General features: G+C 62.3%; 13 protein-coding genes and 1 pseudogene. 8 read left to right on the top strand and 6 right to left on the bottom strand.

The features are described 5' to 3' along the window. Window positions 1-65 precede the first annotated feature (65 nt). From CF70_RS38310 to CF70_RS26105, 3 genes and pseudogenes are all read left to right on the top strand, one after another. Window positions 66-413, top strand: a pseudogene (locus CF70_RS38310) (sulfatase-like hydrolase/transferase); the annotation flags it as partial. A 13-nt stretch (window positions 414-426) separates the two neighbouring features. Further along, on the top strand, window positions 427-696 hold the full coding sequence (locus CF70_RS38305; RefSeq protein ID WP_235185218.1) for a sulfatase-like hydrolase/transferase: 270 nt from the start codon (window positions 427-429) through the stop codon (window positions 694-696). Between the two features lie 7 nt (window positions 697-703). Continuing rightward, window positions 704-1,516 (top strand): phosphatase PAP2 family protein, encoded by an 813-nt coding sequence (locus CF70_RS26105; RefSeq protein ID WP_081862364.1) that lies wholly within the window; start codon window positions 704-706, stop codon window positions 1,514-1,516. On the opposite strand, the gene CF70_RS26100 is transcribed toward CF70_RS26105, so the two are convergent. After that, on the bottom strand, window positions 1,481-2,746 hold the full coding sequence (locus CF70_RS26100) for a hypothetical protein (RefSeq protein WP_035871693.1): 1,266 nt from the start codon (window positions 2,744-2,746) through the stop codon (window positions 1,481-1,483). The two genes, CF70_RS26105 and CF70_RS26100, sit on opposite strands and share 36 nt — an antisense overlap. A 175-nt stretch (window positions 2,747-2,921) precedes the next feature. On the opposite strand from CF70_RS26100, the gene CF70_RS35315 reads away from it, so the two are divergent. The 5 genes from CF70_RS35315 to CF70_RS26080 all read left to right on the top strand — a co-directional run bounded on the left by CF70_RS35315 (window position 2,922) and on the right by CF70_RS26080 (window position 7,540). Next, window positions 2,922-3,197 carry a DUF2933 domain-containing protein gene (locus CF70_RS35315; protein ID WP_081862363.1) on the top strand — a complete coding sequence of 92 codons (276 nt, stop codon included), beginning with the start codon at window positions 2,922-2,924 and terminating at the stop codon, window positions 3,195-3,197. Window positions 3,198-3,210: 13 nt separating this feature from the next. After that, a complete protein-coding gene (locus CF70_RS26095) occupies window positions 3,211-5,652 on the top strand; it encodes a heavy metal translocating P-type ATPase (protein WP_035871676.1) in 2,442 nt (813 codons plus the stop codon). Between the two features lie 32 nt (window positions 5,653-5,684). Beyond that, window positions 5,685-6,134 carry a DUF411 domain-containing protein gene (locus tag CF70_RS26090; RefSeq protein ID WP_414629478.1) on the top strand — a complete coding sequence of 150 codons (450 nt, stop codon included), beginning with the start codon at window positions 5,685-5,687 and terminating at the stop codon, window positions 6,132-6,134. A gap of 28 nt (window positions 6,135-6,162) precedes the next feature. Continuing rightward, window positions 6,163-6,726, top strand: a complete 564-nt coding sequence (locus CF70_RS26085) for a c-type cytochrome (RefSeq protein ID WP_255350700.1) — start codon at window positions 6,163-6,165, stop codon at window positions 6,724-6,726. A 616-nt stretch (window positions 6,727-7,342) separates the two neighbouring features. Then, window positions 7,343-7,540, top strand: coding sequence for a hypothetical protein (locus CF70_RS26080; RefSeq protein ID WP_035871664.1), 198 nt, complete (start codon window positions 7,343-7,345; stop codon window positions 7,538-7,540). A gap of 213 nt (window positions 7,541-7,753) precedes the next feature. Here CF70_RS26080 and CF70_RS35310 read toward each other — a convergent pair whose 3' ends face one another. The 5 genes from CF70_RS35310 to CF70_RS26060 form a co-directional block, all read right to left on the bottom strand. Further along, window positions 7,754-8,101: a CzcE family metal-binding protein gene (locus tag CF70_RS35310; protein ID WP_081862362.1), complete on the bottom strand. Its 348-nt coding sequence runs from the start codon at window positions 8,099-8,101 to the stop codon at window positions 7,754-7,756. 332 nt (window positions 8,102-8,433) lie between these two features. Further along, on the bottom strand, window positions 8,434-8,910 hold the full coding sequence (locus CF70_RS26075; RefSeq protein WP_035871659.1) for a cupredoxin domain-containing protein: 477 nt from the start codon (window positions 8,908-8,910) through the stop codon (window positions 8,434-8,436). A gap of 69 nt (window positions 8,911-8,979) precedes the next feature. Further along, entirely contained in the window at window positions 8,980-9,897 is a 918-nt protein-coding gene (copD, locus tag CF70_RS26070; RefSeq protein ID WP_035871656.1) for a copper homeostasis membrane protein CopD, read from the bottom strand. Between the two features lie 7 nt (window positions 9,898-9,904). Then, window positions 9,905-10,291, bottom strand: a complete 387-nt coding sequence (gene copC, locus CF70_RS26065) for a copper homeostasis periplasmic binding protein CopC (RefSeq protein WP_035871653.1) — start codon at window positions 10,289-10,291, stop codon at window positions 9,905-9,907. A 38-nt stretch (window positions 10,292-10,329) separates the two neighbouring features. Then, a partial coding sequence (locus CF70_RS26060; protein WP_235185216.1) for a copper resistance protein B occupies window positions 10,330-11,273 on the bottom strand: 944 nt, incomplete at its 5' end.

The following is an 11,273-nucleotide window of genomic DNA, read 5'->3' as shown; positions in this document are numbered from 1 at the left end:
ACAGTACAGACGGTGCTGGCGACCCGCTTACCAATCAATCGGGATGCAAAGGCGTCTGTGCAGGCCTGCCCACGTGGCAGCCGGATCCTCAGGCTATGTCGGCGTTATGCGATCGCGACCGCTGCCTGGATGAAGTGTTGTTAGCCGGGGCGGAAGCTTTGCGGCATCAGCTACCTGGCAGCTTGGTCGTGGTCCTGCACCAACTCGGCAATCATGGTCCCGCGTACTACCGGCGGTATCCGGCCCGATTCGCGCAGTTCGGTCCGACTTGCGACACCGATGATCTCTCGCGCTGTACCCCAGAGCAAATTCGCAACGCGTACGACAATGCATTGCTGTACACCGATCATGTGCTCGCACGCACCATCGACTGGCTCCAACAACTCGAGGCGCGCTATGACACGGCCATGATCTATGTATCAGACCATGGCGAGTCGTTGGGAGGAGCGCGGACTGTTCTTGCATGGCATGCCTTACGCGATTGCTCCGCGGGAGCAGACCGATGTACCGATGGTGATGTGGTTCTCAGCCTCATTCGCCCAGCGCATGCGGCTCGATGTCTCCTGCCTGCGCGCGCGTGCGCGCGAACCCGCCACGCATGACCACTTAATCTCCACGGTCTTGGGCCTGCTGGATATCCGCACCCAGACCCGGGATGCCACCATGGATTTGTCGGCACGCTGCCGCAACGGATAATGCCCCCATGAGAGAAATGCCGTTGGTTCAGACGCCCGCCAGTCAGCGTTGGCTACGCCAGCAATGGTGGATGCTGGCATCGGCCGCGCTGGTGCTGGCCTACGTGTTCCAGCGCACCGAACTCGACCTCTGGCTCGAGGGCCGTTTCTACGATGCCGGTCGGGCGGTCTTCCCGTTGCGCCAGCACTGGCTATTTGAAGCGGTGCTCCACAAGGGCGCGAAGTCGATCACTTACGTCGCCGTAGCCGCGGCCATGGGTGTCTGCTGGCTGGGCTGGCGAGGGCGTCTGCCTTGGCTGCCGCGTCGCAATGCGTTGCTTGCCGCTGCGGGCATGGTGGTGATCCCGTTGAGCGTCACGCTCCTGAAGCTCATGACGGGACGCCATTGTCCCTGGGACATGGCTCAGTTCGGCGGCAGCCTGCCCTATATGCGGCTGCTGGATCCGCTGCCAGCTGACGTCAAGCCGGGACAATGCTTTCCTGCCGGTCACGCGGCCACCGGCTTTCTCTGGGTCGTGTGGGGGATCGCATTGCGTCCCGCCGGCCGTCGTTGGGCGTGGGTTGGGTTGGCTGGCGGACTGCTGCTGGGCGGCACACTTGGCGCGGCCCGCATGGCGCAGGGCGCGCACTTCCTTTCGCATACGCTCGCGACCCTCTGGGTGGCGTGGGCGGTAAGTTTGCTACTCGCGTGGGCGCTGGGAGCCGACGTGCGGTTAGCCAGCGCCGCGCCGCGCCAAAGCCCGGAAGATTGCCCGCGCCATCGCAGACCACCGCCAGAACGCGACTCACAACTGTCTCGCGATGGCCTCGATCGGCTTTAAGCCACTGCCAAAGCGCGCAATGCTTTCGCGATGCTCGCGCAGGCTGGAATAGGGGACATAGCGGATATTGAGTGCCGACACGCGGCTAAAGGCCGGGCGGCTCAGTTGCGCGCGCACGTCGCCTTCGCGATCATCTGGTGCGACGAGGAAGAGATGCTTGCGGGCGGACTGGTCGGAACCGAGCGCCAGATCCAGCAAGCGCACGATGCCGGAATAGATCGAGGTGGTATGTTCGACTTCAAAGGCGGCTTCGACCTCGAGGGTGGTGGCGTTTAGCCAGACAGTGTCAATCAATGGAACGGTATCGCCTCCCGCCACAAGCAGCGCCGGCGGCAACGTTGAGAGACAGCCCTGGCTCAAGGGCTCGCCGTTGTACAGCCGACTTCGGTCGTTCGTGGCAATCCAAACGGCAAAGCCGAGCGACTTGCCGAGATCGCGCAGCCATCCCTGCACTTCGGTATGGGTGGCGTCTTCGGCCTGCCCCAGCTGAATCTGCCTGGCAAGCGCGGCAGCCTGCTCGCGCACCTTGGCCAGTTCCTGCTGCCAGACGGCCACATCGTCGGCCTGCGCTTGCCGCGGTGGCAGCGGATAGCGCTGCATGCCGATGTCAAACAGCAGGCCCGCGATCGCGCCAAGGTCATTGGAGAGCAAATCCCGATAACGCTGATTCAGGGCGAGCACCCCCTCGCGCATCGCCAGATAGTGATCCCATTTGCCAAGCTTGACCGACGAGCCTGTCAGGGCGTTATAGCCATTGACAATCGCGGTATTGAATGGCATCACCAGCGTGGGATGAATGAAATACAGCAGGTTGGCCGCCGCCGGCCCGAGACCCTTGATGCCGAGGCTGCTCAGCTGGCGAATCGCATCAAGGACTTCGGATTCGGTGTCACAGCAGTTGCAGGTATGGAGCAGTCTGGCAAAAGCACGCTGATTGTCGGCATGCTCATAGATGTCTGGAATGCGCAGTTTTGGCTTCCACAGAAAGGCGTGATCCGCGCCTTTGAAAATCTGCCGTTGTTCTGCGATTGAAGACACCACGGTCTCGAGCGATGACCCCCGATACGCGTTGCCGAATGTACCGGCCTGGATCTCGTCGACCACCGCGCCGATGCCACGCCGAATCGAGCGGAAATTCTTCAGCCGCTCCGGCCAAAGAAACCAGGTTTGATAGGCGCCGGCGGGATCGGTCTTCCAGCGCTCAATGAGGATGCGGATGGTGTCGGTCATGGTGTGCATTTTTGCCGGGCAGTGTATCACCGTGAGGCCTTTTGACCTGGCGCAATGTTGACGCGAACCGGCTTGACCTTCCCATTATCGGAAGCTCTACCGTTATCACAAGAAAGCTGAGCGTTGCGATTGGCCTCCGGTCAGCTTCCCGTCATGGTCAAGTAAGGAGTCTGTCATGAAAGCATGTCATTCCCAATCGACGCATCACGGCGCCAACGCCGGCCAAGTCCGTCGGTTTCGCTGGTCGCTGCGTTGGGTGCTCGTCCTTGCCGCCGTGGCAATTATCGCCGCCATCGCGCTCGGGATGCCGCGTTGGAGCGCGGTTGCTTCCTGGTTGCCGTTTGCGCTAGTGTTATTGTGTCCGTTGATGCATCTATTCCATGGCGGCCACGGGCGCAGCGCGCCTTCGAAAGAGGGCGGCGATCCAGTGGACGGACAGCGCCACGACTAACAGGAGGCCTTCCATGAATGAACCCAGTAGCCAGCGCCACCCACCGAACGCGGGCCACCATGACAAGGGAACAAGCCCCGGTCATGGCGCGCATGCTGACCAGCACCATTCCCATGGCCACGGTGCGCCGCACGAGAGCCCAGTGTCGAGCGTCGGCACGGCCAAAGATCCGGTCTGTGGCATGGTGGTGTCGGCTGACTCGGCATTCCAGACCCAACACGCTGGCAACCCTTATTACTTTTGCAGTGCATCGTGTCAGCGCAAGTTCGAGGCGGACCCGGCCAAGTATGCCGCGGCTGCGGCAGCTCCTGCCGCGGCCCCTTCAGCCGCCCCGGATGCGGAATCGGGGCCGCCGGGCACGATCTACACCTGTCCGATGCACCCCGAGATCCGGCAGGATCATCCCGGCAACTGCCCGAAATGCGGCATGGCGCTGGAGCCCCTGTTGCCGGACCTGGACGAGACCGAGAATCCGGAGCTGGTGGATTTTCGGCACCGTTTTTGGTGGACGCTGCCGTTGACGGTGGTGACCACGGTGTTGGCCATGCTTGGGCATCGATTCGGGTGGATGCAGGCGGCGACGCAGAGCTGGGTCGAACTGGTCCTGTCGACGCCGGTGGTGCTGTGGGCGGGTTGGCCCTTTTTCGTGCGGTGCGTCCAGTCGTTCCTGCATCGCAGCCCCAATATGTGGACGCTGATCGGTCTGGGCACTGGTGCGGCCTATGCCTATAGCGTGGTGGCAACCGAGGCACCGGATGCGTTTCCTCAGACCTTTGCCGCCCACGGCCGCATCGGCGTGTACTTTGAGGCCGCGGCCGTCATTATCTCGTTGACGCTGCTCGGCCAGCTGCTTGAACTCAAGGCGCGATCGCAAACCTCCGCGGCGATCAAATCGTTGCTCGGGCTCGCGCCCAAGACGGCGCGCCGTATCGGGCGCGATGGCGCCGAGGAGGATGTGCCCCTCACTCATGTGCATGTCGGTGATTTATTGCGCGTAAGGCCCGGGGAGAAGGTGCCCGTCGACGGCATCGTGACCGAAGGCAGCAGTTCGGTGGACGAATCGATGATCACCGGTGAACCGATGCCGGTCACCAAGCGCGAGGGCGACCCCGTTATTGGCGCCACCATGAATACCTCAGGCAGCCTGATCATCCGGTCGGAGAAGGTTGGCGCACAAACGGTGCTCTCCCAGATCGTGCAGATGGTGGCGCAGGCGCAGCGCTCAAAGGCGCCGATGCAACGCATGGCCGACAAGGTCGCGGGCGTGTTCGTGCTCGGCGTCATCGGCGTCGCCGTGGTGACGTTCTTTGCCTGGGGCCTGTTCGGTCCACAGCCGAGCTGGGTGTTCGGTCTGATCAATGCAGTTGCGGTCTTGATCATCGCCTGTCCCTGTGCATTGGGGCTGGCCACGCCGATGTCGATCATGGTTGCCAGCGGCAAGGGCGCCACCAACGGCGTGCTGTTCCGCGACGCCGCCGCGATCGAGAACCTGCGCAAGGTCGACACCCTGATCGTCGACAAGACCGGTACGCTGACCGAGGGGCGGCCGGCCTTCGAGCGTGCAATTGGCGCCAATGGCTATGCCGACGACGAGGTCCTGCGGCTGGCGGCGAGCCTGGACCAGGGCAGCGAACATCCGCTGGCCGCGGCGCTGGTGGAGGCGGCCCGCATTCGTGGCTTGGCGCTGGAGAAGCCACGGGACTTTGAATCGAGCACGGGCATCGGTGTGCGCGGTACGGTCGGTGGGAAGATACTCGCCATTGGGAATACGGCGCTGATGCAAGCCGACGGCATCGACACCGAGGCGCTGCGCGCCCAAGCCGATACGCTGCGCGCACAAGGCGCGAGCGTTATGTATCTTGGCGTCGATGGCCGTCTGGCCGGCCTGCTTGCGGTGTCGGATCCCGTCAAAGGCTCAACGCCCGAAGCGCTGGCGGCCCTGAAGGCCGAAGGCATCCGCGTGGTCATGGCCACCGGCGACGGCGTGGCCACGGCAAAGGCGGTGGCCGCAAGGCTGGACATTGCGGAGTTCCACGGCGAAGTGAAGCCCGCAGACAAGCTTCAGCTGGTGAGCCAACTGCAGCAAAGCGGGGCGGTGGTCGCCATGGCCGGTGACGGCATCAATGATGCCCCGGCGCTGGCCAAGTCGGATGTGGGCATCGCCATGGGCACCGGCACCGATGTGGCGATGAACAGTGCTCAGGTGACGCTGGTCAAAGGCGACCTGCGTGGCATTGCGCGCGCACGCGAGCTATCCGAGGCAACCATTCGCAACATGAAACAAAATCTTGGCTTCGCGTTCATCTATAACGCGCTCGGGGTACCGTTAGCGGCAGGGGTGCTGTACCCGTTCACCGGCTTGCTGCTTTCGCCTATGATTGCCGCGTTGGCAATGAGCCTGAGCTCGGCCTCGGTGATCTCCAATGCGCTACGCCTGCGGCAGGCCGAGATTTAAGCTGGCGATAAGGCACTCGACACCGTGCTGACTTGTCTATCGACATGATTTTTTTCGGAGAATCCATGAAGTATCTCTTGACCACTGCCGCATTGCTCGCGGCCGCCGCCGGCGCGCAAGCGGCCTCGCCGACGCTAACGGTGTATAAGGACCCCAATTGTGGCTGCTGTGCAGAATGGGTCAAACACGTGAACCAGGCTGGCATCCCGACCAAGGTCATTGATTCGTCCGACGTGACGGCGATCAAGGCCAGGCTCGGCGTCCCGACCCAGTTCGGCTCCTGCCATACCGCGGTGATCGATGGCAGCGCGCAGGTGGTGGAGGGTCACGTGCCGGCGGCAGCGGTGCGCAAGCTCGCTGCCAAGCCGACCTGGAAAGGAGTCGCAGTGCCCGGCATGCCTGCAAACTCGCCAGGCATGGGGCAGATGGACGGAAAGCTTGTGACAGTTGATTTTAGCGGCAAGCCATTTTCGAAAGACTAGGGCTGCGGCGGGGCAGCGCGGGTAAGCGTTGCCAGAACTTCAGCACTGCCAGAAAAAGGACATGGAAGAGTCAACTCAGTCGCGCTGGATCGTGGCCTGCGTGTTGGTGGTGGCTGCCGCGGCGGCCACCGGGGTCGCGCTCAAGGCGAAACGCTATCTGGAGCCACCCTCGGGTGGACCGCAGACGCTCAGGGAAGGGCGCCAACTGCGCATCGATGCCACGGATGCCGTGCAACTCGGTCGCGGCATGCAGCTGTACGCACAGGCCTGCGCGTCGTGCCATGGCGTCAAGCTCGAAGGCCAGCCTAACTGGCGCGAGCGGCTCGCAAATGGCCGGATGCCGGCGCCCCCGCATGATGCATCGGGTCATACCTGGCACCATGCAGACGCGGTGCTGTTTGCCATCACCAAGAATGGGCTCGTTGCCGGCGTGACCGCGCCGAAAGGCTATGTCAGTGACATGCCAGCCTTCGGCCAGTCGATGTCGGATGACGACATCATTGCCGTGCTCGCGTACATCAAGAGCACTTGGCCTGAGAAAATGGCAGCAGTGCAGCGCGAAGCGACCGCTCAGTATGCGAGCCCGAAGTAGCGACCCAAGCAAACACCGCAAGCAGGCGCTCCGGTCAGCGATGGCGCCTACGTCTGTTTCGAGCCTAGCCTGGGCTGCTGCAGTGACCCTGCACGCCCCGTCGCGGTGTGCACGCCACAGCTGACGAACATGTCGCGTTGAGCGGCCGGCTTGCTGGTATTCAGGCGATTGGATCGCGGATGGTAATTCCTGTCTCTTGCCTGCCCGCTCGCGGGTGGCACACGCCGTATGCGAGCAGCGGACGCGCGCCACCCAAACGGCTCGGAAACGCGTGCCGCTACGCCGATGATTTGTCGTGGGCGAAGATCGGCGAACGCTGCGCCGGCACTAATCCCCTTACGTCGCCCAGAAGAGATACAAAAGGCCAAGTACGACCAGCGCCGCCCCAAGGATCAAGTAGTAGCGCATGCCATGCAGGGGCTGGTCTGGATGGCCTCGCCGGTGAAAGATGAGTCTCATGGCCGTTATGGAAAGTCGAGCATTGCCTTATGGTAGACCCAGCGCCGGTGATTTACCTTGACGTGTCTGCACGGCGGCCATTGAATGAATGCTGAAACGCGTCGCCACGAGAGCGGAACCATCCGCCGATTCAATTCTGGGGGTCCTGGAGACTACGATGCTGACACCACATGAAGTGGCCACCCTTATGCTGATCGACGACGCAGCCCCCAATCTCGCCGGCCTCGATCGCGCGTCGATCGAGGCATTGATTGAGCGGCAGCTGGTGCATCTGGAAAAATTGGCTTACGGCGATCGTCTGCACATCGCGACGCGGGGCAGTGACTTTTTGCATGCTCTCGCCAAATTGCATTAGGCTGGTCTGCAAACGCACATGCGCGCGGAAGGCCACGCGTTCCGCCTTGCGCAGTAGGCGGCGATATGGCCAGACAGGCGGTGCTCCTCGGGTCTGCAAGTGCCAAGTCAGCGGACCAAGGCGTACGTTCCAGCACCCACTGGTACTGATTGCGGCGTTGGGGATGGCTGTCGAAGCAGTCGTGTGGCAGAGCGCCCAAATAGCACTAACACGTCATGAGCTGCCCCGATAGAGCGGGCTTGGCGCGATGATGGCCGTGATGCCTTTGGCTTCCGGCAGATCCGGCAAAAGGAAGCTCAGCGCAACTGCCGATCGTCCACTACTTGTTGTCATAAAGGTCCAAGCCAGCGTGCGGTTGGCGCCCCGGAACGCAACGGTTTCACCAGAGGTTACATTAACGTATCGCGCCCCTGGCCGCAGCGTGATCGACCGAGTCGCCGTCTCGACGCCAGCGGCCGTACCATACAAATCGGCCCTAGCAGGTGGCAAAGGCGCACACGCCGACGCCATGCCGAAGGCTGAGAGTGCCAGTGCGATCCGTAAAGCCTGCGTGGTAGTCATGATGAGACTCCCTGTCGATTTGCGGCAAGGTCTAACGGACCCGCCTTTGCGACAACCCGGCTTCCCAACGCGCCAAGGACGCACGCAGCTTGGTGCTGCGCTGATCAGTGCGCAAAGCTGGCAAGGCTACCGGTACCCAAGCGCGAGTTGCCGCACGATCTAGTCTAATCAGCGCATCCCGACGATAACGTTGCCCAAACGTTACATTCTGGACAGGTAACAAGGTCCACGTCATGCCCCACAAGTTTGCGGGCGACCCAACCTACGATGCTGATGTCCTCAGCATCGTTGCGCGGTTTTGGTCGCCGCGGACGCACCCGTCGTCGCGCTTTTTACTTGACGGCCACCTTGCCGACCATGCCGGCTTCGAAATGGCCCGGCACCAGACAAGCGAATTCGACGGTCCCGGGACCGTCGAACTGCCACACGAGTGTGCCTTGCTTGCCAGGTGCGAGCGTAATCTGGTTCGGGGTAGGGTGCTTGGCATCAGGCATGCTGCGCATCATCTGCGCGTGCTCCTTCAGCTCAGCGGCGGTACCGATCACCATTTCGTGCTCCACCTTGCCGACATTACGCACGACAAAACGCACGGTTTCACCGCGCTTGACCTGAATCGAGTCGGGCGCGAACCGCATCGTGTCGCTCATGGTCACGTTAACTGTGCGTGAGACCTTGGCCGGCTTGCCCGGCTGACCGGCAGCGGACTTACTGGCGCTCGCCGGGCTCGCATGGCCCTCCATGCTGCCGGCAGCCCACACCAGCATCGGCGACAGCCCCAACACCAGCAGCAACGACTTGATCGTCTTCATGGCATCTCCTTGGCGGTTGTTTGAGAGCAAGGCAAGCGCAGCCTTGCTGCGCGGTTCGTGAAACAGTGGCTACATGCCCGCGGGGGATAGGATGCCGAGCGAGGCGACAAGAGCCAGAATGAGCGTTGCCGCACTGGTCTCGAACATCAGGCTGCGCCGCAAGGTACGAACGGCGACGGCATGGTCGCCCGTCCGTACGGCATGCTCCAGGCGCGGGCTCAGATGAAAACGGTTAGCCGCGGCAAGGGCGAGCATGGTACCGAACAGCGCCAGCTTGGACACCAGCAGTCCACCGTATGAGTTCAGCGACAGTTCCGGCAAGACCGGACCGACAATCAACCAATAGTTCCCTGCGCCGGTAATGACCAAGGTTGCGACAACGATCGTACCCACCTGAGCGAAGCCGTTCGAGGTGCGGCTCAGTAGGGCAACCTTGGCAGGCGTGGCAGATGGGTGGGACAACAAGACGAACGCGAGCAGAGCGCCGACCCATGCGCCGGCGGCCATTAGATGGGCGATATCCGAGGCGAGGTGAATGTAGCGTCGAATGCCATCATCCATGGCGCCATGGCCGCCCCAGGCAAGCGTGGACAACGCGACGCCGCCCGCTGCAGCCAGAACCCAGAATTGAAGTTCTGGCCGCTTGCGCACAAACAACGCGATCAGCACGCAGAGGACCAGGGCAACGAGCCGCACGACCCAGGCCGCGCCAAACGCCGTGCCTGTCACAATCATTTCGAAGACATGGCCTTGCAGTTCGGCGTAGGATGCGGCACCGGTCATGCCCTTGGCCATGATGGCAATATTGGCCAGCGACAGGACGATGCCCAGGGCCGCGACCGCCGCGCCAATCGTCAAAAAGCGCCCACCGGTTGGCGACGCCATTTCCTGACGGCGCAGTGCGTACAAGCCAAACAGCGGCAGACCAAACAGTGCAGTCAGGTCGAAATAGAGTGCGAAACGCACTGCAATAGTTGCCCAGTCCATCGGCGGATCACTTCACGGTGAACGCGATGTTGCCGTTAATCGGGTGCGTGTCGGACGACACCGCACGCCAATCGACGCGGTAGCTGCCAGGCGCCAGCGTCTGGGCCGGGGTGATCACCATGGTCTTGGGGTCGTCGCTGCCGGCAACTTTGGCGGCAATTTTCATCGGCGCATGGTTAGCCATGCCAGGCATGCTGGTCATGACGAGGCTGGCCCCGGAGAATTGGGTCGCGAGGTTCTCTGAAAACTTCAGCTCGATCTTCTGCGGCGCCGAGACTTCGGCCTTGTCGGCGGGCGTGGATGAAACCAGCTTCGGATGGGCGAACGCTGCGGTACTAACCAGCACGGCAGCGACAGCCAGTGTGGCACGAATGGTGAAGCGGGGCGCTTGCATGGTGAACTCCAAATATAAACGTGGGTTGAAATAGGTGGTTAGAACCACATGCGAACACCCGCCACGAAGCGAGTTTCGCCACTACGGCCGCCTGAGGCGCGAACCATGTCGGCGGTATTGCCAAAGGTTTGGAACCGTTCGATGCCGATATACGGGGCGAACTGGCGGCTGAACTCGTAACGCAGACGCAGTCCCACAGCGCCGTTGGAAAGCCCGCTACCCACACCAATCTCCGGATCGTTCTTGCCGTACAGATTGGCCTCGACTCTTGGCTGCAGAATCAGGCGTTGGGTAATGAGCAGCTCATACTCGGCTGACAGACGCAGTGCAGCGCGGCCTTCCGTGCCGATATAGCCGGTGGCGTCAACCTCGAACCAGTACGGCGCCAGACCCTGGACGCCGAAGGCCAGCCAGTTACGTGTCGGCCGGTCATAGCCGGCATCGTTGCGGATACCCAACTGCGTGTCCCAATACGTGGCGATCGCATGGCCCCACAGCAGCTCGGTGCGGGCCTCCGGGATCCTGCGCTTCTCGGATTCCCCCTCGGCCTTGATCACGAGCTTGTTAAAGCTGCTGCCGATCCAGGCTTGCGCCTCGTAGGCGGCGGCATTGCTTTCGTTACCTTTGACCCATTCCAGCCGGTCAACCAGCACCGAGGCGAACAGGTGCTCGTCGGCCATGTGCAGCGACCGGGCCGTTCCGACGGCGTACTGGCCGACACCGAGTTGATAGCCGCCCGAGTAGCCGTGCGGATCGCGCGCATCGGCGGGAGCGCTGCCGCCTTGCATTTGCATGTCGCCATGGTCCATCCCCTGCATCTTGCTGTGGTCCATGCCTTGCATCGAGTCCTTGCCCTGCATCTGGCTATGGTCCATGCCCTGCATCGACTCCATGCCTTGCATTTGGCTATGGTCCATGCCTTGCATCGACTCCATGCCTTGCATTTGGCTGTGGTCCATGCCCTGCATCGACTCCATGCCTG

The sequence above is a fragment of the Cupriavidus sp. SK-3 genome (assembly GCF_000611145.1).
Lineage (GTDB): Bacteria > Pseudomonadota > Gammaproteobacteria > Burkholderiales > Burkholderiaceae > Cupriavidus.
This window is presented reverse-complemented; position numbering and strand designations above follow the sequence as displayed.